The organism is Chenggangzhangella methanolivorans, assembly GCF_019797865.1.
Classification (GTDB): domain Bacteria; phylum Pseudomonadota; class Alphaproteobacteria; order Rhizobiales; family Methylopilaceae; genus Methylopila; species Methylopila methanolivorans.
On the sequence record NZ_CP081869.1, the window covers coordinates 198,049 to 219,817 of the forward strand.

At 69.1% G+C, this 21,769-nt stretch carries 13 protein-coding genes and 8 pseudogenes; 6 read left to right on the forward strand and 15 right to left on the reverse strand.

The genetic code is table 11. The features are described from left to right. Window positions 1-31: 31 nt before the first annotated feature. From ntrC to dusB, 3 genes and pseudogenes are all read right to left on the reverse strand, one after another. Window positions 32-1,471, reverse strand: coding sequence for a nitrogen regulation protein NR(I) (ntrC, locus tag K6K41_RS01005; protein WP_261403573.1), 1,440 nt, complete (start codon window positions 1,469-1,471; stop codon window positions 32-34). A gap of 5 nt (window positions 1,472-1,476) precedes the next feature. Next, complete coding sequence (locus K6K41_RS01010) at window positions 1,477-2,622, reverse strand: two-component system sensor histidine kinase NtrB (RefSeq protein ID WP_261405876.1); 1,146 nt, start codon at window positions 2,620-2,622, stop codon at window positions 1,477-1,479. A gap of 165 nt (window positions 2,623-2,787) precedes the next feature. Next, window positions 2,788-3,636 (reverse strand): annotated as a pseudogene (gene dusB, locus K6K41_RS01015) (tRNA dihydrouridine synthase DusB); the annotation flags it as partial. Window positions 3,637-3,794: 158 nt separating this feature from the next. Here dusB and K6K41_RS01020 point away from each other — a divergent pair. Together K6K41_RS01020 and K6K41_RS01025 are read left to right on the forward strand one after the other, a co-directional pair. After that, a pseudogene (locus K6K41_RS01020) lies at window positions 3,795-5,024 on the forward strand (bifunctional 2-C-methyl-D-erythritol 4-phosphate cytidylyltransferase/2-C-methyl-D-erythritol 2,4-cyclodiphosphate synthase). Next, complete coding sequence (locus K6K41_RS01025) at window positions 5,021-5,524, forward strand: CinA family protein (protein WP_261403574.1); 504 nt, start codon at window positions 5,021-5,023, stop codon at window positions 5,522-5,524. The pseudogene K6K41_RS01020 and the gene K6K41_RS01025 overlap by 4 nt, the downstream one beginning before the upstream one ends. Window positions 5,525-5,661: 137 nt before the next feature. Here the strand turns inward: K6K41_RS01025 and K6K41_RS01030 are convergent, their stop codons facing one another. The 9 genes and pseudogenes from K6K41_RS01030 to glyA all read right to left on the reverse strand — a co-directional run bounded on the left by K6K41_RS01030 (window position 5,662) and on the right by glyA (window position 12,190). After that, window positions 5,662-6,063, reverse strand: a complete 402-nt coding sequence (locus tag K6K41_RS01030; RefSeq protein ID WP_315855260.1) for a methyl-accepting chemotaxis protein — start codon at window positions 6,061-6,063, stop codon at window positions 5,662-5,664. Window positions 6,064-6,340: 277 nt separating this feature from the next. Then, window positions 6,341-6,673 (reverse strand): annotated as a pseudogene (locus K6K41_RS01035) (PAS domain S-box protein); the annotation flags it as partial. A gap of 8 nt (window positions 6,674-6,681) precedes the next feature. After that, window positions 6,682-7,014: a PAS domain-containing protein gene (locus K6K41_RS01040; RefSeq protein ID WP_261403575.1), complete on the reverse strand. Its 333-nt coding sequence runs from the start codon at window positions 7,012-7,014 to the stop codon at window positions 6,682-6,684. 125 nt (window positions 7,015-7,139) lie between these two features. After that, window positions 7,140-7,604 carry a transcription antitermination factor NusB gene (nusB, locus tag K6K41_RS01045; RefSeq protein WP_261403576.1) on the reverse strand — a complete coding sequence of 155 codons (465 nt, stop codon included), beginning with the start codon at window positions 7,602-7,604 and terminating at the stop codon, window positions 7,140-7,142. Between the two features lies 1 nt (window position 7,605). Beyond that, a complete protein-coding gene (gene ribH, locus K6K41_RS01050) occupies window positions 7,606-8,088 on the reverse strand; it encodes a 6,7-dimethyl-8-ribityllumazine synthase (RefSeq protein WP_261403577.1) in 483 nt (160 codons plus the stop codon). 37 nt (window positions 8,089-8,125) lie between these two features. Beyond that, window positions 8,126-8,737, reverse strand: a complete 612-nt coding sequence (locus K6K41_RS01055; RefSeq protein WP_261403578.1) for a riboflavin synthase — start codon at window positions 8,735-8,737, stop codon at window positions 8,126-8,128. 183 nt (window positions 8,738-8,920) lie between these two features. After that, window positions 8,921-9,987, reverse strand: a pseudogene (ribD, locus tag K6K41_RS01060) (bifunctional diaminohydroxyphosphoribosylaminopyrimidine deaminase/5-amino-6-(5-phosphoribosylamino)uracil reductase RibD). Between the two features lie 211 nt (window positions 9,988-10,198). Then, window positions 10,199-10,667 (reverse strand): annotated as a pseudogene (gene nrdR / locus K6K41_RS01065) (transcriptional regulator NrdR). 215 nt (window positions 10,668-10,882) lie between these two features. After that, complete coding sequence (gene glyA / locus K6K41_RS01070) at window positions 10,883-12,190, reverse strand: serine hydroxymethyltransferase (protein WP_315855122.1); 1,308 nt, start codon at window positions 12,188-12,190, stop codon at window positions 10,883-10,885. 644 nt (window positions 12,191-12,834) lie between these two features. Between glyA and uvrA the strand changes: the two are divergent. The 4 genes and pseudogenes from uvrA (at window position 12,835) to K6K41_RS01090 (ending at window position 18,242) form a co-directional block, all read left to right on the forward strand. After that, window positions 12,835-15,709: pseudogene (uvrA, locus tag K6K41_RS01075) on the forward strand (excinuclease ABC subunit UvrA). 282 nt (window positions 15,710-15,991) lie between these two features. After that, window positions 15,992-16,159, forward strand: coding sequence for a DUF1127 domain-containing protein (locus K6K41_RS01080; protein ID WP_261403579.1), 168 nt, complete (start codon window positions 15,992-15,994; stop codon window positions 16,157-16,159). Window positions 16,160-16,559: 400 nt separating this feature from the next. Next, window positions 16,560-17,965, forward strand: a pseudogene (gene trmFO, locus K6K41_RS01085) (methylenetetrahydrofolate--tRNA-(uracil(54)-C(5))-methyltransferase (FADH(2)-oxidizing) TrmFO); the annotation flags it as partial. 13 nt (window positions 17,966-17,978) lie between these two features. Then, the gene (locus K6K41_RS01090; RefSeq protein WP_261405878.1) at window positions 17,979-18,242 is read left to right on the forward strand and encodes a DUF3253 domain-containing protein; all 264 of its coding nucleotides are present in this window, start codon (window positions 17,979-17,981) and stop codon (window positions 18,240-18,242) included. A gap of 31 nt (window positions 18,243-18,273) precedes the next feature. Here K6K41_RS01090 and K6K41_RS01095 read toward each other — a convergent pair whose 3' ends face one another. The 3 genes and pseudogenes from K6K41_RS01095 to K6K41_RS01105 form a co-directional block, all read right to left on the reverse strand. Beyond that, on the reverse strand, window positions 18,274-18,810 hold the full coding sequence (locus K6K41_RS01095; RefSeq protein WP_261403580.1) for a class I SAM-dependent methyltransferase: 537 nt from the start codon (window positions 18,808-18,810) through the stop codon (window positions 18,274-18,276). Window positions 18,811-18,815: 5 nt separating this feature from the next. After that, window positions 18,816-20,789, reverse strand: a pseudogene (locus K6K41_RS01100) (potassium transporter Kup). Between the two features lie 64 nt (window positions 20,790-20,853). Next, window positions 20,854-21,660: a YdcF family protein gene (locus K6K41_RS01105; RefSeq protein WP_261403581.1), complete on the reverse strand. Its 807-nt coding sequence runs from the start codon at window positions 21,658-21,660 to the stop codon at window positions 20,854-20,856. Window positions 21,661-21,769: the final 109 nt, after the last annotated feature.

The following is a 21,769-nucleotide window of genomic DNA, read 5'->3' on the forward strand; positions in this document are numbered from 1 at the left end:
CCGCGCTGTTCGGCGAAGGCGCGCCGCGCCCTCACCGCGTCAGGCGCAGCACCTGGACGTCGAGGTCGCGGATCTTCTTGCGCAGCGTGTTGCGGTTCACGCCGAGCAGCTCCGCGGCCTTGATCTGGTTGCCGCGCGTCGCCGCGAGCGCCGCCGAGATCAGCGGATACTCCACCTCCCGCAGGATGCGGTGGTAGAGGCCGGGCGGCGGGAGGCCGTCGCCGAACTCCGAGAAATAAGCGGTGAGGTGCCGCTCCATCGAACCGCCGAGCGTCTCCGAGACAGCGGCGTCCTCGCCGAGGCTGGTGGTCTCGGGCTGCGACAGCTCCGCGTCGATGATCGAGGCTCCGATCATCTCCTGCGGATAGAGCGCGGCCAGGCGCCGGATGAGGTTCTCGAGCTCGCGGATGTTGCCCGGCCAGCGGTAGCGCTTCAGACGGTCGAGCGCCGCGACGTCGATCTGCTTGGGCGGCAGGCCCTCGCGCTCGGCGAGCGTGAAGAAGTGGCGCACGAGATCGGGCACGTCCTCGGAGCGCTCGCGCAGCGGGGGCAAGCGGATCGGCACGACGTTCAGGCGGAAGAACAGGTCTTCGCGGAACAGGCCCTGCTGGATCGCGAGACGCAGATCCTTGTTGGTCGCCGCGACGATGCGCACGTCCGTCTTGATGGCGGTGCGGCCGCCGACGGTGGTGTATTCGCCCTGCTGGAGCACGCGCAGAAGCCGCGTCTGCGCCTCCATCGGCATGTCGCCGATCTCGTCGAGGAACAGCGTGCCGCCCTCGGCCTGCTCGAACCGGCCCGACGACCGCGCCTGCGCGCCCGTGAACGCGCCCTTCTCGTGGCCGAACAGCTCGGCCTCAATGAGGTCGCGCGGGATCGCCGCCATGTTGATCGCGACGAAGGGCCCGGACCGGCGCTTGCCGTAGTCGTGGAGCGCGCGCGCGACCAGCTCCTTGCCGGTGCCGCTCTCGCCCGAGATCATCACCGTGAGGTCCGTCTGCATGAGACGGGCGAGCACGCGGTAGATGTCCTGCATCGCAGGCGAGCGTCCGACGAGCGGGATCTCGTCGGTCTCCACCTCGTCGTTGCGGCGCGCCTTGCCCTTGGGCTCGGTGAGCGCGCGCCCCACGATCGCGATCAGCTCCTTCAGGTCGAAGGGCTTCGGCAGATATTCGTAGGCGCCTTTCTCCGAGGCGCGGATCGCCGTCATGAAGGTGTTCTGCGCGCTCATGACGACGACCGGCAGCTCCGGCCGCGCCTTCTTGATCCGGGGCAGCATGTCGAAGGCGTTCTCGTCCGGCATCACCACGTCGGTGATCACGAGGTCGCCGTCGCCCTGGGAGACCCAGCGCCACAGCGTCGCGGCGTTGCCGGTCGAGCGGACCTCGTAGCCCGCGCGGGAGAGCGCCTGGTTGAGCACGGTGCGGATCGCGGCGTCGTCGTCCGCGACCAGGATGGAGCCTTGCGGCATCGACGTCAGCTCCTTTGGGCGCGGCCGTCGCCGGCCACGTACATCGGCATGAGCACGCGGAAGAGCGTCCGCCGCGGCTGGGATTCGCATTCGACGATGCCGCCGTGATTGCCGATGATCTTCGCGACGAGCGCGAGACCAAGGCCCGAGCCCGTGGGCTTGGTGGTCACGAACGGATCGAACAGGTGGGGCACGAGGTCTTCCGGCACGCCGGGGCCGTTGTCGCGCACGATGAACTGCAGCGGCAGGCTGACCTTGGCCGAGGAGCCCGGCACGGAGAGGCGCACGCCCGGCTTGAAGGCGGTCGAGAGATGGATCTCCCCGTCCTCGGCGTCGCCGATCGACTCGGCGGCGTTCTTCACGAGGTTCAGGAACACCTGGATGAGCTGGTCGCGGTTGGCGAGCACCGGCGGCAGCGAGGGGTCGTACTCCTCGACGATCCGGACGTTGCGGCCGAAACCCGTCATGGCGAGCCGCTTCACGTGCTCGAGCACCGAATGGATGTTGACCGCCTCGCGCTCGATCGGGCGCTCGTCGGAGAACACCTCCATCCGGTCGACCAACTTCACGATGCGGTCGGCCTCGTCGCAGATGAGGCGGGTGAGCGCGCGGTCCTCGTCGCTCGCCGACTGCTCTAGAAGCTGCGCGGCGCCGCGGATGCCGGAAAGCGGGTTCTTGATCTCGTGCGCCAGCATCGCGGCGAGCGCCGTCACCGATCGGGCGGCGCCGCGGTGGGTGAGCTGGCGGTCCATCTTGTCCGCGATGGTGCGCTCCTGCAGCACCACCACATGGACGCCGGGCTTTTCGGACAAGGGCGCGACATGAATGTCGACGATGCGCTCGCCGCCGTTCCTCGGCGTGCCGAGGTCGACGCGATATTCGTTGACCGGCGCGTTGCGCTCGCGCGCCTGCTCGATCAGCGCCACGAGCGGCGATCCGAAGGGAACGAATTCACGGATGTCGTGACGCCGCAGGACGTTGGCTGAGACCTCGAAAAAGGCTTCGGCCGACACGTTCACGTCCACGATCCGACCATCGGCCCCAACGCACAGAACAGGGTGCGGCAGCGCGTTCAGCACGGCCTCGGGGGCGCCCGCGCCGGTGCGGGGCTTGTGTTCCGTCGCGGCGGCGCTCACGCGGCGGCCCTCCACTGAAGTTCGTCGAGCGCGCGGTCGAAGGCCGCAAGGGCGGCCGGGGGTGGGCGCGGTCATGGCCGCGGCTTTCGCGGCGGGCGGGATCGGCGTTCCGACGCTCGCCGCGACGGCGTCGAGCGTCCAGCCGAGATGCTTTCGCGCGTGCCGCACGCCGACGTCGCGGCCGTAGAGGCCGAGAAGGCCGTCGTAATGTTCGAGCGCGAGCGCGCGCTGGTCGTCGACCGACGGCGCATCGGGCGCGAGTCCGGTCGCGAGAAACTCCGCGACCTGGCCCGGGAACCACGGCCGCCCCTGCGCGCCGCGGCCGATCATGACGCCGGCCGCGCCGGAGGCCGTCAGCATGGCCGGCGCGTCCTCGAAGGTCGTGAGGTCGCCGTTCGCGATCACGGGGATCTGGACCGCGGATGTCACCGCGGCGATCGCGCTCCAGTCGGCGCGCCCCTCATAGAACTGGGCGCGGGTGCGGCCGTGCACCGTGAGCATCTTCGCGCCCGCGGCCTCGGCCCGGACCGCGAGCTCCGGCGCGACGATCGAGGTCTCGTCCCAGCCGAGCCGCATCTTGACCGTCACCGGAACCTCCACCGCCGCGACCGTGGCGTCGATCAGCCGGACCGCGAGGTCGAGCTCCTTCAGGAGCGCCGAGCCGCCATGGCCGCCCACCACCTTCTTGGCCGGGCAGCCCATGTTGATGTCGACGATCGCGGCGCCCGAGCCGACCGCGACCTTCGCGGCTTCGGCCATCCACGCGGGATTTCGGCCCGCGAGCTGCACCACATGAAGGTCGAGCCCGCCGCCCTCGGCGCGCAGCCGCGCTTCCGAATCGGCGCGCGCGAGTTCGCCAGACGCGACCATCTCGGACACGACGACGCCCGCGCCGAGCCGCGCCGCAATGCGGCGGAACACAACGTCGGTCACGCCGGACATCGGCGCGAGCGCGACCGGATTGCGCAATTCGACATCCCCGACGCGCAGGGACGGACGAACGGGAATGGGACCAGAGGGGCTGCTCATAATTTAGTCGTCTGACCTTGTGCACACATCTTAGCCAATCCGGACCGCTGCACAAGATTCAATCTCGCCGGGACAGCGCGGACCGGCTCCGATAAAACCGCAGGCCTGCCGACGGAACCCGAGAAGCCGCCCATGTCCCCTCTCCCGCCCTGCGTCGCATGAGCACGCCCCGTCACGACGCGCCGCTGCGGACGGCCGCCCTCATCTGCGCGGCGGGCTCTGGAACGCGCGCCGGTTTCGGGCGCCCAAACAGTTCTTCGCGCTTGGCGGACGCCCGATTCTCGCGACCGCCGCCTCGGCTTTCATCGATCATCCGGGCGTCTCGCGACTGAAGATCGTCATCGGCGCGGATCAACGCGACGCCTATGGCCACGCCATGGCGGCTTTCGCCGGCCATCCGAAGCTCGCCGAACCCGCCATTGGCGGAGCGAGCAGGCAGGCCTCGGTGCGGGCGGGGCTCGCCGCGCTTGGCGGCGAGGCGCCCGATATCGTCCTGGTCCACGACGCCGCCCGCCCCTTCGCAGGGCCTGACCTAATCACCCGCGCGATCGCGGCTGCGGCCGAGCATGGCGCGGCGGTCCCCGGCCGCCCGGTCACCGACACGATCTGCGCCGTCGAGGCCGACGGCGCCCGCGGCGCGACGCTCGATCGTTCGAAGCTCGCGGCGCTTCAGACCCCGCAATCGTTCCGCTACGCCGATCTCGTCTCCGCGCATGAGAGGGCGGCGCGCGAGAACCGCGACGACTTCACCGACGACGGGGCGCTGATTTCCTGGGCGGGTGGGCGCGTCGCGCTGTTCGAGGGCGAGGCCCGCAACGTGAAGCTCACCACACCGGGACCAGTTCGACGAGGAGGCGCTGCGGCGCGCCGGGCTCGACCATCTCGCGCTCGGCGACGTGCGAACCGGCTCGGGCTTCGACGTCCACGCCTTCGCCGACGGCGACCATGTCACGCTCTGCGGCGTGAAGGTGCCGCACGACTTCGGCCTGTCGGGCCATTCCGACGCCGACGTCGCGCTCCACGCCGTCACCGACGCGATCCTCGGCGCGCTCGGCGACGGCGACATCGGCGCGCATTTCCCGCCCTCCGACCAGCGCTGGAAGGGGCAAGACTCCGCCCTCTTCCTCGAAGACGCGGTCGCGCGCGTGCGGGCGGCGGGCGGCGTGGTCGCGCATCTCGACGTCACCATCATCGGCGAAGCGCCGAAGGTCGGCCCGCATCGCGAGGCCATGCGCGTCAGGCTCGCCGAGATCGCGGGCGTGGCCGTCGGCAGGGTCGGCGTGAAGGCGACGACGACCGAAAGGCTCGGCTTCGCCGGCCGCCGCGAGGGACTGGCGGCGCTGGCCTCCGCCACCATCCGCCTGCCGTTCCGGGATCTTCTGCGATGACGAGATCCGCCTACGACCTCGCCGAGGAGGCGCTTCGGCTGGCGCGCGGCGCCGGGCTCACGATCGCGACCGCCGAGTCCTGCACCGGCGGGCTGGTGTCGGGCGCGCTCACCGAGGTGCCGGGCTCCTCGGACGCGATGGACCGCGGCTTCGTGACCTACTCCAACGCGGCGAAGACCGAGTTGCTCGGCGTGCCCGCGGATCTGATCGAGCGCTGCGGCGCGGTGAGCGAGGACGTGGCGCGCGCTATGGCGGAAGGCGCGCTCGCCGCCGCCAAGGCCGGCGTGGCTGTCGCGATCACCGGCGTCGCGGGCCCGGGCGGCGGCACCCCGGCCAAACCCGTCGGCCTCGTGCATTTCGCCGCCGTCCGGCGCGGCCAGCCGACGATCACGCGCGAGCGCCGGTTCGGCGACCTCGGGCGGGCCGAGATCCGCCGCTTGTCGGTGCTCGTCGCGCTGGAGCTGCTCGCGGAGGCGGCCGGCCGCACTGAGACCGCCTGAGCCCGGCGCAGCCTACAGCAGCGCGCGCGACGCCTCACGGACTTCGCGGGTGGCGGAGTCGACCTGCTGGGTCGCGGCCGCGATCTCCTTCATGCGGCCGCTGATCGCGAACACGCCCTGCGACGCGAACTGCATGCTCACCGAGATCTCCCGGGTGACGCCGGACTGCTGCTCGACCGCAGACGCGATCGCGATCGAGATCTCGTTGATGCGCTTGATCGTCTCGGCGATGTTTCGATGGCCGAGACCGCCTGCGCCGCCATGCTCTGGCTTTCCGAAATCTGGGAGCTGATCTGCTCGGTGGCCTTGGCGGTCTGCTCGGCGAGGTTCTTCACCTCGGAGGCGACGATCGCGAAGCCTCGGCCGGCGTCGCCCGCCCGCGCGGCCTCGATGGTGGCGTTCAGCGCCAGGAGGTTCGTCTGCTCGGCGATGCCGCGGATGAGGAGGACGACCTCGCCGATGCGGTCCGCCGCGGTCGAGAGGCCCGCGACGATCGCGTTGGTCTCGCGCGCCTGGCTGACGGCTTCTGTGGAGATCACGGAGGCGTTCGACCTTGGAGCTGATCTCCGACACCGACACCGCGAGCTCTTCGGAAGCCGCCGCGACAGACTGCACGCTGTCGGTCACGCCGCCGACCTCCTGGGCTGCGCTGCCGGGCCTGCTCGGTCGTGGGTCACGGCGCTCAGGATCGAGTCGAGCTGGCCGCTGATCGTGACCTGGCCCTGCTCCCGCCGGTCGCGGGCCTTCGCCTGGGGCCGTGACGTCGTCGCTCACGAGCTTGACGATCTTGAGCGGCTTGCCGTCGGCGCCGAGCACGGGATTGTAGGACGCCTGGATGAAGATCTCGCGCCCGCCGCGCGCGAAGCGGCGGAACTCGCCGGCCTCATACTCGCCGCGACGGAGCTTGTCCCAGAACTGGGCGTAGTCGCCGCTCGCGCGATAAGCCTCGTCGACGAACATGCTGTGGTGCCGTCCGACGATCTCCTCGAGCCGGTAGCCCATGGCGCGCAGGAAGTTTTCGTTCGCCGAGCGGATGACGCCGTCGACGTCGAACTCGACCACGGCCTGCGACCGGTGGAAGGCCGCGATCTGGTTCTCGCAATCGACGGTGTGGCGCTTCTGCGCCGTGACGTCGGCCGCGACCTTCATGACCTTCGTCACCACGCCCTGCGGTCGACGATCGGGTTGTAGGACGCCTGCAGCCAGATCTCGCGCCCGCCCTTGGCCACGCGCCGGAACTCGCCGGCGTGGAGCGACCCGGCGCGCAGGTTCTCCCAGAACTCGCGATAGGCCGGGCTCGCCTGCTCGGCGGGATCGACGAAGAGCGCGTGGCGGCGACCCACCACCTCGTCGAGTTGATAGCCGACGACGGCCAGAAAGTTCGGATTCGCCCCGAGGATGACGCCGTCCGGCGAGAATTCGATCACGGCTTGCGAGCGCTCGATCGCCGCGAGTTTCGCTCGGGCGTCGGAGGAGCTGAGTTTGAACATGGGGAATCCTAGCGGCCCGCGATGGAGCCTTCGTGCCCGCCCGACTCTATCGGGCGTGGCGCCAAGGATGCCAGCGACACGCTAAGGAAGCGTTATCCAAGCGAATGCACGCAAAAAGAGCGAAACTACACGCCTTTGGCGAAATCGTCCTTCCGCACGTCGCGTGCGATCGCATCGAGCACGGCGTTGACCATGCCGGCCTCTTCCCGCTCGAAGAAGGCGTGGGCGATGTCGACATATTCGACGATCACGACCTTGGCGGGCACGTCGCGGCGCTTGCCGAGCTCATAGGCGCCGGCGCGGAAGATCGCTCGCATCACCGCTTCGACGCGCTTCAGCGGCCAGCCGCCCTCGAGCGTGCGGTCGACCAGCGGATCGAGCGCGCGCTGTTCCTTCAACACGCCGCCGACGAGATCGCGGAAGAACGCGGCGTCGGCCGGCTTGTACTCGTCGCCGTCCACCACCTTTCCGAGCCAGTGCGACTCGAACTGCGCGAGCGTGTCGGGAAGGCCGGCTCCTGCGACGTCCATCTGGTAGAGCGCCTGGACGGCCGCGAGCCGGGCCGCCGAACGGGTTTCGCCCTTCGCCATCTCAGGCCTCCACGCGGCGCTTGAGCCGCAGCAGCGACAGCGCGGCCTCGGCGGCCCCGCCGCCCTTGTCCATCTCGGCGACGCGGGCCCGGGCGAGCGCCTGGGCCTCGTTCTCGACGGTGAGAACGCCGTTGCCGAGCGGCAGCCGCAGCGCGACGGACAGATCCATCAGGCCGCGGGCGCTCTGCTCGGAGACGATCTCGTAATGTGTGGTCTCGCCGCGGATGACGCAGCCGAGCGCGACGGCCGCGTCATACGGCGTTCCCCGCGCGGCCGCAGTCTCGAGCAGGATCGCGATCCCGGTCGGCAGCTCGAGAGCGCCCGGCACGGTCACGACGTCGAACGTCGTCCCGGCGGCTTCGAGATGGCCGACGGCGCCCTTGAGCAGCTCGTCGGCGATCTCGTCATAGAAGCGCGCCTCGACGACGAGGATGTGGGCGCGCATGGGCTCGACGGCGCCTTTGCGCCGTTGCGGTTCGGCCATAGGATTTAGAGACCTTCGAAATTGGACGAGGCGCTTGCTAGCCGAGCGCGCCCGCCTCGGCAAGGCGCGCGGCGTAGCGGGCCATCATGTCGACTTCGAGATTGACGCGGTCGCCGACCCTCCGGTCGCCCCAGGCGGTCTCCTTCAGCGTGTGCGGAATGAGGTGGACGGAGAAGCGCAGGCCCTCGACCGTGTTGACGGTGAGCGAGGTTCCGTCGAGCGCGACGGAACCCTTGGCGGCGATAAACTTGGCGAGCGCCGGCGGCGCGTCGAGCTCGAAGCGCACCGTATCCGGCCCCTCGTCTCGCGCGACGATCTCGCCCAGCCCGTCCACATGGCCGAGCACGAGATGACCGCCGAGCTCGTCGCCCATCTTTAGGGCGCGCTCGAGGTTGAGCCGCGTTCCCTCGCGCCATGTTCCGGCGGTGGTGAGCTTGAGCGTCTCCGGGCCGGCGTCGACCGAGAAGGCCGCGCCGTCCCCATGCGACTCCACGGCCGTCACCGTGAGGCAGACGCCGTCATGAGCGATCGAGGCCCCGAGCGCGATCCCGGCCGGGTCGTAGCGGCTCGCGACGCGGAAGCGGACGAGTTCGCCCTCCTCCCGCCGCTCGAGAATTTTTCCGATGTCGCTGACGATGCCGGTGAACATGGCTGAGCCTTGCGGAAGCGAAGTGCGTGCTTCGAGACGCCAGCCGCCGGCCGGCTCCTCAGCATGAGGTGCGTGAAGGGTGGCGGAGAAGGCGATATGTCTTTCGCCGGATAGCTCCTCACGCCCGCAACGGTCCTCATGCTGAGGAGCGCCGAAGGCGCGTCTCGAAGCACGCAGTTCCTGTCAGCCCCGCAGATACGTTCTCCAGACGTCGTCGCCAACCCGCTCCTGCGAGACTTCGGGCAGACCCGCGCGAACGAGCGCCGCCAGCGGGAGGCCATCCACGGCGTCCGCCCCCAGCATCCTGGGCGCGATCAGCATCACGGCCTCGTCGACGAGGCCGGCTGCAAGCAGCGCCTTGGCCGCCATCGGCCCGCCCTCGACCATCAGCCGCGTGATCCCGCGCGCCCCGAGAAGCTGAAGCGCCTGATCGAGCCGCAGGCCGCCCTCCCCGCGCTCGACGCGCAACACCTCGACGCCGGCGTCGCGGAGCGCGCGCTCTTGGTCCGCAGGCGCGTCCACGGCGGCGAAGACCCATGTCGAGACCTCACGCGCGCCCCGGACGAGTTTCGCGCCGAGCGGCGTCCGCAGCCCTGCGTCCAGCACGATCCGGATCGGCGAACGATCTTCCATGCCCGGCAGCCGGCAGGTCAGCTCCGGATCGTCCGCCAGAACCGTGCCGATCCCGACGAGGATGGCGTCGCTCTCCGCCCGCATCAGGTGGACGCGGGCGCGGGAGGCTTCGCCGGTGATCGCGACCGGTTTTCCGCCGGGCAGCGCCACCTTGCCGTCCTCGGACTGCGCGAGTTTGAGCGTCACGAGCGGGCGTCCGAGCGTGACGCGCGCGACATGGCCGGCGTTCAGCCGCCGCGCCTCCGCCTCCATCACGCCGGTCTCGACGGAGATCCCGGCGTCGCGCAGCCGCGCGAAGCCCCTTCCGGCCACGCGCTCATCCGGATCGCCGGTCGCCGCGATCACCCGCGTGACGCCGGCGGCGATCACCGCGTCGGCGCAGGGGGGCGTCTTGCCGAAATGGCGCTGCAGGGCTCGAGCGTGACGTAGAGCGTTGAGCCCCGGGCCGCGTCGCCCGCCTGCGCCAACGCGACCGTCTCGGCGTGCGGACGGCCGCCGGGCTGGGTCCAGCCGCGGCCGATGATCGTTCCGTCTGGCGCGACGAGCACCGCGCCCACGGCGGGGTTGGGGGCGGTGCGGCCAAGGCCGCGGCGCGCGAGGCCGAGCGCCAGCTTCATGAAGCTCGCGTCTTGAGCCGTTAAACCATTGATCGAACTAGACACTTACTCTCACTGACGGGTTGATCGCCTGTCAGAGATCACTGTTTTGCTGGCCCGAGGCCAAAGCTGACGGTTTGCCAGATACAGGAGAAACAGCTGGTACGAAACAGCCCAGCAATCGTGGCCGCTGTCCCAAGCCACCCTTCTAACGAGAAGCTTTCGCAGAACGTCAACGGCCGCCTGATCCACTGGATGAGATTTCGCCGAGAAGCTGCTCAAAGTCCTTGGCTTCCCGGAAATTGCGGTAGACCGAAGCGAAGCGCACATAGGCGACGTCGTCGAGGCTTTTCAGCCCCTCCATCACCAGCAGCCCGAGGGTCTCGGCCGGCACGTCGGGCTCGCCTGTGCTCTCGAGCTGCCGGACGATGTCCGAGACCCAGCGTCTCGATCCGCTCGGGCTCCACGGGGCGCTTGCGCAGCGCGACCGCGATCGAACGGTGCAGCTTGTCGCGGTCGAACGGAACGCGGCGGCCGGAGCGTTTCACCACGTTCAGCTCGCGCAGCTGGATGCGCTCGAAGGTCGTGAAGCGCTGGCCGCAGGCCCCGCAGACGCGGCGGCGGCGGATCACGGCCCCATCCTCGGCGGGCCGGGAGTCCTTGACCTGGCTGTCAGGCGCGCCGCAGTGCGGACACTTCATGCGAGGGGGAGCTCCAAGGCGACGTTCGCCGCCGTCCTGCCCGAGCTTGTCTCGGGCATCCACGACTTTTTCGGGACGACCTGCGACGACCCAAGTCGTGGATACCCGGCTTCGCCGGGCATGACGAGCCCGACGCTCGCCGCCCGAACAGGAAGCGGCCCGCCTTCCGGAGAAGACGGGCCGCCGCCGTCGATAGGCCGAAGCCTTGGGAGAGATCAGTCCGCGTAGAGCGGGAAGCGCGAGACGAGCTCGGAGACTTCCTTGCGGACCTTCGCCTCGACTTCCGAATCCTCGTCCGCGCCCTTCTGCGAGAGCACGTCCAGCACCTGGGCGATCATGTCGCCGACCTGCTGGAACTCGCTCACGCCGAAGCCGCGGGTGGTGCCGGCCGGCGTCCCGAGGCGGATGCCCGAGGTCACCATCGGCTTCTCGGGGTCGAACGGGATGCCGTTCTTGTTGCAGGTGATGTGGGCGCGGCCGAGCGCGATCTCCGAGACCTTGCCGGTCAGCTTCTTCGGGCGCAGGTCGACAAGCATCAAATGCGTGTCGGTGCCGCCCGAGACGATGTCGAAGCCGTGGCCCTTGAGGTTCTCGGCGAGCGCCTTGGCGTTGGCGATCACGTTCTTGATGTAGACCTTGTAGTCCGGGCGCAGCGCCTCGCCGAAGGCGACCGCCTTCGCCGCGATGACGTGCATCAGCGGGCCGCCCTGGATGCCGGGGAACACCGCCGAGTTGAACTTCTTGGCGAGCGCCTCGTCATTGGTGAGGATCATGCCGCCGCGCGGGCCGCGCAGCGTCTTGTGCGTCGTCGTGGTGGCGACATGCGCGTGGTCGAGCGGGTTCGGATGCGCGCCGCCGGCGACGAGGCCCGCGAAATGCGCCATGTCGACCATGAAGAACGCGCCCACCTCGTCGGCGATCTTGCGGAACGCCGCGAAGTCGATCTGGCGCGGATAGGCCGAGCCGCCGGTGATGATCACCTTCGGCTTGTGCTCCTTGGCGAGGCGCTCGACCTCCTCCATGTCGATCCGCTGGTCTTCCTTGCGGACGTTGTAGTTGACCGCGTTGAACCACTTGCCCGAGAGCGCCGCCTTGGCGCCGTGGGTGAGGTGGCCGCCGGCCGCAAGGTCGAGGCCGAGGAAGGTGTCGCCCGGCTGCATGAGCGCGAGGAACACCGCGGTGTTGGCCTGCGCGCCTGAATGGGGCTGCACGTTGGCGAACTCGCAGTTGAAGAGCTTCTTGGCGCGGTCGATCGCGAGCTGTTCGGCGACGTCGACGAACTGGCAGCCGCCATAGTAGCGGCGGCCCGGATAGCCTTCCGCGTACTTGTTGGTCAGCACCGAGCCCTGCGCCTCGAGCACGGCGCGCGAGACGATGTTCTCCGAAGCGATCAGCTCGATCTCGTCGCGCTGGCGGCCGAGCTCGGACTTGATGGCGTCGTAGAGCTCCGGATCGCTCTCGGCGACCCCGGCCTGGAAGAAGCGGCTTTCGGCGGCCTGCGCCTGAACGTCGCTCATGGACATGGACGATCTCCCTGATGGTTGTCCCGCCGGTCGCCGCCGGCTGAACGCGGGCCTCTCAACCCGCGCCGGCGTCCCTCGCCGACGAATGCGGCTTAAGCGCCTTGAACTTGAAGCCGCACGATAGGCGGAAATGACTCGACCGCACAGTGCGGCGGAAGGCGTAGCTTGGTCGCATTCGACTTTGTATTAAGGCAGCCGCATTTGTATGCCAGATGCCATCAGTTCTTCTGAACAGCTCGACCCAGCCGATCGTTCCTGTTACGTTCCGACTCGACACGCGTGCGGCGATACGCGGCTTGACCTCGGCGTTTCGACGGGCGCGCCTTGACCGGAGCGCGGCGCCGCACGACCTGACGCCGAACGGCCACCCGACCGCCGGTGGGAAAGACTGAACCATGAGCAAGACCGCATCGCGGACCCCAGGGCCACGCGCGCCGAAGAGCGGCGCGCCTTCGCCTTCGAGCGCAAAGAAAACGGCGCCGAAGACCGACGCGCCCTCGCCTCCCAACAAGAGCAAGGCTGCGCCAAGCGAGACGAAGACGCCGCCCAAGCGCGCAAGCGCCGGCAAGTCGTCGGCCGCCGCGCTCGAAGCCGCCTTCGACAAGGCCGCCGGGCGCGCGCCTGCGGCCCCGCGCGACCAGCGCATGATCTCGATCCGCGGCGCGCGCGAGCACAATCTCAAGAACGTCGACCTCGACATCCCGCGTGACCGGCTCGTCGTGTTCACCGGCCTGTCGGGCTCGGGAAAATCCTCGCTCGCCTTCGACACGATCTACGCCGAAGGCCAGCGCCGCTATGTCGAGAGCCTCTCGGCCTACGCCCGCCAGTTCCTCGAGATGATGCAGAAGCCGGACGTCGACCAGATCGACGGCCTGTCGCCCGCCATCTCGATCGAGCAGAAGACGACGTCCAAGAACCCGCGCTCGACGGTCGGCACCGTCACCGAGATCCACGACTACATGCGCCTGCTCTGGGCGCGCGTCGGCATCCCGTATTCGCCGGCAACCGGCCTGCCGATCGAAAGCCAGACCGTCAGCCAGATGGTCGATCGCCTCAAGGCGCTGCCCGAGGGCTCGCGGCTCTATCTGCTCGCGCCCGTGGTGCGCGGCCGCAAGGGCGAGTACCGCAAGGAGATCGCCGAGTTCCAGAAGAAAGGCTTTCAGCGCCTGAAGGTCGACGGGACCTTCTACGAGATCGCCGACGCGCCCGCGCTCGACAAGAAGCTGAAGCACGACATCGACGTGGTGGTGGACCGCGTGGTCATCCGCGGCGACATCAACAGCCGCCTCGCCGACAGCCTCGAGCAGGCGCTCGGTCTCGCCGACGGCATCGCGATCGCGGAGTTCGCCGATGGCGTGGACGAGCACGGCCAGCCGCGGCGGATGACGTTCAGCCAGAAATTCGCCTGCCCGGTGTCCGGCTTCACGATTCCCGAGATCGAGCCGCGCCTGTTCTCGTTCAACAATCCCTTCGGCGCCTGCCCGGCCTGCGACGGCCTCGGCACCGAGATGAGCGTCGACGCCAATCTCGTGGTTCCCGACGGCGGGCTGACGCTGCGCAAGGGCGCCATCGCGCCCTGGGCGCGCTCGACCTCGCCCTATTATCTCCAGACCCTCGAAGCGCTCGCCAAGCACTACGGCTTCTCGCTGACGAAGCCCTGGGCGGACCTTCCGGAGAAGGCGAAGAACGTCATTCTCTATGGCTCGGGCGACGACAAGGTCCGCTTCGTCTATGACGACGGCCTGCGCTCCTACGAGACGGTCAAGACCTTCGAGGGCGTGGTGGTGAACCTCGAGCGCCGCTGGAAGGAGACCGACAGCGAGTGGGCGCGCGAGGAGATCGGCCGCTACATGTCGGACGTCGCGTGCCTGGCCTGCGAGGGCTTTCGCCTGAAGCCCGAGGCGTTGGCGGTGCGGGTGGCGGACAGCCACATCGGCCGCGCCTCGGCGCTCTCGGTGAAGGCCGCGCATGGCTGGTTCGAGGACCTGCCCAACCGCCTCACGGCCAAGCAGAACGAAATCGCGTTCCGGATCCTCAAGGAGATCCGCGATCGCCTGAAGTTCCTCGTCGACGTCGGGCTCGACTATCTCACGCTCTCGCGCGGCTCCGGCTCGCTTTCGGGCGGCGAGAGCCAGCGCATCCGGCTCGCGTCCCAGATCGGATCGGGCCTCACGGGCGTGCTCTATGTGCTCGACGAGCCGTCGATCGGCCTGCACCAGCGCGACAACGCCCGCCTGCTGACGACGCTCGAGCGCCTGCGCGACCTCGGCAACACGTCATCGTCGTCGAGCATGACGAGGACGCGATCCGACTCGCCGACTATGTGGTCGACGTCGGCCCCGCGGCCGGCGTCCATGGCGGCGAGATCGTGGCGCACGGCACGCCCGCGGAGGTCATGGCGAACCCTGACAGCCTGACGGGCAAGTATCTCACCGGCGAGATGATGGTGCAGCCGCGCGCCACCCGTCGGAAGCCGAACGCCAAGAAGACCCTCAAGGTCATCGGCGCGAAGTCCAACAACCTCAAGGACGTGACCGCCGAGATCCCGCTCGGCGTGTTCACCTGCGTCACCGGCGTCTCGGGCGGCGGCAAGTCCACGCTGCTGATCGACACGCTGTTCAAGGCCGCGGCCCGAAAGCTCAACGGCGCCAACGAAAACCCCGGCGTCCACGAGCGCATCGAGGGCTTCGAGCATCTCGACAAGGTCATCGACATCGACCAGTCGCCGATCGGACGGACGCCCCGCTCGAACCCGGCGACCTATATCGGCGCCTTCACGCCGATTCGGGAGTGGTTCGCCGGCCTGCCCGAGGCCAAGGCGCGCGGCTACATGCCGGGGCGCTTCTCGTTCAACGTGAAGGGCGGCCGCTGCGAGGCCTGCCAGGGCGACGGCGTCATCAAGATCGAGATGCACTTCCTGCCCGACGTCTACGTCACCTGCGACGTCTGCAAGGGCAAGCGCTACGACCGCGAGACGCTCGAGGTGCTCTATCGCGGCAAGTCGATCGCCGACGTGCTCGACATGACGGTCGAGGAGGCGGTGACGTTCTTCAAGGCGGTGCCGTCGATCCGCGAGAAGATGGAGACGCTGGCGCGCGTCGGGCTCGGATACGTCAAGGTCGGCCAGCAGGCCACCACGCTGTCGGGCGGCGAGGCGCAGCGCGTGAAGCTGTCGAAGGAGCTGTCGAAGCGCGCCACCGGACGCACGCTCTACACATTCTCGACGAGCCCACCACGGGCCTGCACTTCCATGACGTGGCGAAACTGCTCGAGGTGCTGCACGAGCTCGTCGACCAGGGCAACACGGTCGCGGTGATCGAGCACAACCTCGAGGTGATCAAGACCGCGGACTGGATCGTGGATCTCGGCCCCGAGGGCGGCGACGGCGGCGGCCGGATCGTCGCCGCCGGAACGCCCGAGCAGGTGGCCGCCGCGAAGGGCAGCCACACCGGCCATTTCCTTCAGGAAGTGCTGGAGCGCCGCCCGCTCAAGGCCCCGATGAAAGACGCCGCGGAATAGGTCTGCGCAGCCTGAAAGCGCGGCACGCCTATTTGATAGGCAGATAAATCAGGCCGCCGGGCGGCCATTTCCGTTCTTTTTTCAGAGAACGCAGACGGCGGTCTAAATATGAAGTGGCGGTTACCTCCGCCATGCCTGCCGCGCAAAGCAGCACTCCCGAAACAGCCCGACCGGAATCCGGTCGGCGCGCCTATATTGCCTCTATCGAAACACGGCGGCTCCGAAACCTCCGGCGCATGGGGCGCCGGCCAAAAAGCCGCCGGCTGAACTGGACGCAAGAAAATGTTGTTCTGGGCTTTCCTCCTCAAGCGCTACCGCGCGTGGAAGGTTTACCGCGAAACCTACAACGCTCTCGCTGACCTCGACGTTCGCTCGCGCGCCGACATCGGCGTGACCTGGCTCGAAATCGACGCCGTCGCCCGCCGCGCGGCGATCCAGGCCGCCGCGTGACGCGCGGCCTCCGGCTGATCTGAAAAGCCCCGGCCCGCCGGGCTTTTTTGTTTCTGGCGGCAGCGGCTTGGCGCCCCGGCATGCGATGTGTGCAATGCAGCATGGCGGCCGACCCGATGGTCGATCTACAACTTTAGGCGTAGCCTGACTTCAGTTGCGCGGCCTCGGGACGGCCGCGCCCTGATCCTCCTGAAGTCATTGGACCTTCCGTCATGCTGCCCGTCGTCAAACTGGTGATCTACCTCGTCCGGCGCGTCCGCGCCTGGAACCCTGACCGCGCCGCCTTCGCGTCGCGCTCGCGGTACTTCTGAGAGGCGCACGCCTCGGACCAAACGAAAAGCCCCGGCCACGCCGGGGCTTTTTTGTTGCGGCGACGGCGCGCGCCGTTACCTATGCGCCCATGACAGCGCGCCCTGATCCCATCCATATCGTCGGCGGCGGCCTCGCCGGCTCGGAAGCCGCATGGCAGATCGCCGAAGCCGGCGTTCCCGTCGTCCTCCACGAGATGCGCCCCGACCGCGGCACCGACGCGCACCAGAGCGACGGCCTCGCCGAGCTCGTGTGCTCGAACTCCTTCCGCTCCGACGACGCTGAGCAGAACGCGGTCGGCCTGCTGCATCAGGAGATGCGGAGCCTGGGCTCGCTGATCATGGGTTCGGCCGACCGGAATCAGGTGCCGGCCGGCGGCGCGCTCGCGGTCGACCGCGAGGCCTTTTCGCAGGCGGTCACCGCGGCGCTCGAAGCCCACCCGCTCGTCGCGATCGAGCGCGGCGAGGTCGCGGGGCTGCCGCCCGCGGATTGGGACAGCGTGATCGTCGCCACCGGCCCCCTCACCTCGCCGGCTCTCGCGACCGCCGTGCAGGAGCTTACGGGCGAAGGCGAGCTCGCTTTCTTCGACGCGATCGCGCCGATCGTCCATGCCGACTCGATCGATTTTGGAATTGCCTGGAGGCAGTCGCGCTACGACAAGGTCGGGCCGGGCGGCACGGGCGCGGATTACGTCAACTGCCCGATGACGCGCGAGCAGTACGAGGCCTTCGTGGCGGGCCTCGTGGCGGGCGATAAGGTCTCGTTCAAGCAGTGGGAGGCCAACACCCCCTATTTCGACGGCTGCCTGCCCGTCGAGGTGATGGCCGAGCGCGGGCCCGAGACGCTGCGCTACGGGCCGATGAAGCCCATGGGCCTCACCAACGCGCACCAGCCGGACGTGAAGCCCTATGCGGTCGTCCAGCTCCGGCAGGACAACGCGCTCGGCACGCTGTTCAACATGGTGGGCTTCCAGACCAAGCTTCGCCACGCCGAGCAGGTCCGCCTGTTCCGCACCATCCCGGGACTGGCGACGGCCGAGTTCGCCCGCCTCGGAGGCCTCCATCGCAACACCTATCTGAACGGCCCCAAGCTGCTCGACGGCGCGCTTCGGCTGAAGGCGCAGCCGCGGCTGCGTTTCGCCGGCCAGATCACCGGCTGCGAGGGCTATGTGGAGAGCGCGGCCGTCGGGCTGCTGGCGGGGCGGTTCGCGGCCGCCGAGCGGCTCGGCGCGCGCATGGCCCCGCCGCCCGCCACCACGGCGCTCGGCGCGGTGCTGAACCACATCACGGGCGGCCATCTGACCGTCGAGGGCGAAGGCCCGAAGAGCTACCAGCCGATGAACGTCAATTTCGGCCTGTTTCCGCCGGTCGACGGGCCGATCCGCGCGCCCGACGGCGCGCGCGTGCGCGGCGCGATGAAGGCGCAGGCCAGAAGCGGATGCTGACCGACCGCGCCCGCGCCGACCTCGCCGCATGGCTCGGCAGACCCCCGCCCCCGCGGAAGCCGCCGCATGAGCGAGACCATCGAGGACCTCGTGCTGCGGCTCGCCAAGGAGCGGGGCGAAGGCAAGACCATCTGCCCGACCGAGGCCGCAAAGGCGGCCGCAGGGCAGCGCGGCGAAGACGACTGGCAGGCCCGGCTTCCCGGCGTGAAAGCCGCGGCCGTGCGGCTCGCGCGGCGCGGAAGCGTCTCGATCTACCGCAAGGGCAAGCCGGTCGACCCGGAGGACTTCAAGGGCATCTACCGGATCGGCCTGCCGCACGGACGAGCCTAAGCCTGAGCCCGAGGCGTGAGCCAGGCGCCCTTCAGCGCGCCGCCACGACGACGCAGTTCACCCAGGACCGCTCCGGCTCGACGCGCCACGCCTTGATCTCGAAATGCGCCCGAGCCGCGCCCGCCACCAGTCCGGCGGCTCGACGATGAGATGGGCGTTGCGTCCGTCCGGCAGCGTCTTTCCGGCGGCGCGCGTCGAGATGTTGAGACGCGGCCTTGCGGGCGAGCCGCGCGATGTCCGCCAGGACGTTGTCGAGAAGCTCCGGCTCGATGTGCTCGAGAACGTCGGTGCAGACGACGAGGTCGCAGGCCGGCGGCGGCGCGTCCTTGCCGGGCACCGCGGGATCGTATTCGACGAAGGCGATTTCGGGCAGCGACGCCGCGAGCTTGCCCTTGCCGCAGCCGTAGTCGAGCACGTCGGCCGCGGAGAACTCCTCCACCAGCCGCTGGACCTCGTCGGCCCAGCGCGCGCTGTAGGCGCCGTAGTTCGGCGTCCGCTCATGCAGCTCGGCGTTGGCCTGGCGGTAGGCCTCGGTGATGAGGGGCCCGGCGTGCGGACTGTCCGGCATTGTCCTCACACCACCATCGGTTGCCCGAGCTCGACCACGCGGCCCGCGGGGATGCGGAAATACTCGGTCACGTCGAAGGACTGGCGCACGAGGCCGATGAACAGGTGGTCCTGCCAGAGCGGCATGCCGACGCTCGCCGACGCCCGGTAGGAGCCGCCCGACGAAGAACGACGTCTTCATCATGTCGAGGGCAGCCCCGCTCCTTCGCCTGCGCGAGCGCGCGGGGAAGGTTCGGATCCTCCATGAAGCCGTAGCGCACCTCGAGCGTCGCGAAATCCTCCGAGACGCGGTTGAGCTGGATGCGCTCGCGGTCGTCGATCGTCGGCTGGTTTGGTGGTGTGGACGCTCAGGATGACCGTTTGCGCTCGTGCAGCACCTGTTGTGCTTGAGATTGTGCAGCAGCGCCGGCGGCGTGATCTCGGGCGAGGAGGTGAGATACATCGCCGTGCCCTTCACGCGGGTCGCCGAGCTCGTCGACATCGACTTGGCGAACTCCTTGAGCGGGATCGCCTCGCGCTGGATGCGGCTCTCGACGAAGTTCACGCCGCGGATCCAGGTCCACATCAGCACGACGATGCAGGCGCCGAACAGCAGCGGGATGTAGCCGCCGTCCGGCAGCTTCAGCAGGTTGGCGCCGAGGAAGGTGAAGTCCACCACCAGCACCGGCGACATCATCGCGATCGCGAGCGGCCAGCCGAACTTCCAGTGCTTGGCGATGACGAGCGTCGCCATGAGCGTCGAGACGATCATGGTGCCCATGACCGCGATGCCGTAGGCGGCCGCGAGGTTGCTCGAGGTCTTGAACGTCATGACCAGCAGCAGCACGCCGGCGAGCATCAGCCAGTTGACCTGGGCATGTAGATCTGGCCGTGCTGGGTCTCGGAGGTGTGCTGCACCTCGAGATGGGGCAGCAGGCCGAGCTGCATCGCCTGCCGTGTCAGCGAATAGGCCCCGAAATCACCGCCTGGCTGGCGATGCCGGTGGCGAGGCAGGCGAACAGCACGAGCGCCAGCCGGCCCCATTCGGGAGCCATCAGGAAGAACAGGTCCTTGATCGCCGCAGGGTTCGAGATCGCAAGGCCCGCCTGGCCGAGATAGTGAGCACGAGCGCCGGCAGCACGAGGCCGAGCCCGCGGTGCGGATCGGGCCGCGGCCGAAATGGCCCATGTCGGCGTAGAGCGCCTCGGCGCCGGTGACGGCGAGGAAGGTCGCGCCGAGCACCACGAAGCCGAGGAACTTGTGCTCGATCAGGAACCAGAGCGCATGCCAGGGATTGAGCGCCGACAGCGCGACCGGAGCGTCGAAGATGTGAACCAGACCGAGCGCGCCGAGCGTCAGGAACCAGATGACCGTGACCGGACCGAAGAAGGTTGCGACCTTGGCCGTGCCGAAGGACTGCATCGCGTAGAGGCCGACGATGATCGCGATCGTCAGGGGCAGCACGTAATGCTCGAAGGCGGGGCTCGCGACCTTGAGGCCTTCGGTCGCCGAGAGCACCGACACCGCCGGCGTGATGATCGAGTCGCCGTAGAAGAGCGCCGCCCCCACCACGCCGAGCGCGACCAGCGGCAGGCTGCGGCGGCCCAGCGCCTCCTGGGCGAGCGCCATGAGCGAGAGCGTGCCGCCCTCGCCGTGGTTGTCGGCCTTCAGCAGGATCAGCACGTATTTGAAGGTCACGATGAGGATCAGCGCCCAGATCAGCAGCGAGGTGATGCCGATCACCTCCTCCACGCTCGGCGCGTGGCCGAGATGGAGCAGCGACTCGCGCATCGCATAGAGCGGGCTCGTGCCGATGTCGCCATAGACGACGCCGACGCTGCCGACCGTCAGGGTCCAGAATCCCTGATGGCCTTCCTTTTCTTCGGCGGCTTTCGACGCCGTGACGCCGTGCGTGCCGGTCGCGCCGCGAGGGCCCGGGCTTCGCGCGGCGGCGGAAGGTTCGGGCGCCGGAGCGCCCGACTGGTCGGAACCTGTCGTCATGAAGAGCCTTGGACGGCGCCGCTGAAACCAAAGAGCGCCCGGGAGGAAACGTCGGCGCGATGTGTCATCTGTCGCCCTTTGCGGGCCGCGGCAACGGCTCGACCACATAACCGAGCAGCCAGTAGGTCACAAGGCCGACCCATTCGCGCACCGCGACGTCGGTCCGGCGAAGACCGGCCGAGACCGAGGAGAACGGCCGCGCGGCGTCCTCCGGGCCGCGCGTGCGGAAGTCGACCGGCCAGGCCTCGACGTCGAAGCCGACCTTGCGGAAGCAGCCCACCGCCCGCGGCATGTGATAGGCGGAGGTGACGAGGAGCCAGCGCTCGTTCGGCGCAGGCGTCACCAGCTCGCGCGTGAAGCGGGCGTTCTCGACGGTGTTGCGCGAGCGCCCCTCGAAGATCATGCGCTCGGCCGGGACGCCGAAGCTTTCGAACACGCGCGCGGCGAGATCGGCCTCGGTCGCGCCGTCGTAGATGATCTGGCCCGAGCCGCCCGAAAACACGATCCGCGCCTCCGGCCACCGCCGCGCGAGCGTGGCGATCTCGGTCAGGCGCTCGGCGGCCTCGGTGAGCGCGATCTCGCGCCGCGCCCCGGCCACCACCGTGTCGAAGGAGCCGCCGAGCACGATGATCCCGTCCGGCGCCGCGTCGATCCGCGTCCGCGGAAACCGCTCCTCCAGCGGAAGCAGGAGAAGGTTCGCGGCGGGCGACAGGCCGAAGACCACAAGGCCCAGGATCGACGTCGCCATCAGAGCGAGACCCGCGCCCCGCGCGCCGAAGGCCGCAAGGACGACGCCCAGAAGCCCGACGAGCGCGAGCGCGTTCGACGGCGCGGTCACGAAGCCGAAAACCTTGGACAGGACGAAGAACATCGGGCCTCCGAGCGTAGAGCGAGTCTAATGCGCCGGCGGCCGGCGAGATACGGCGGGCGGGCGCGACGTTTTATTCACGCGCTTGCGCCTAGGCTGACGTCGGCCGCCC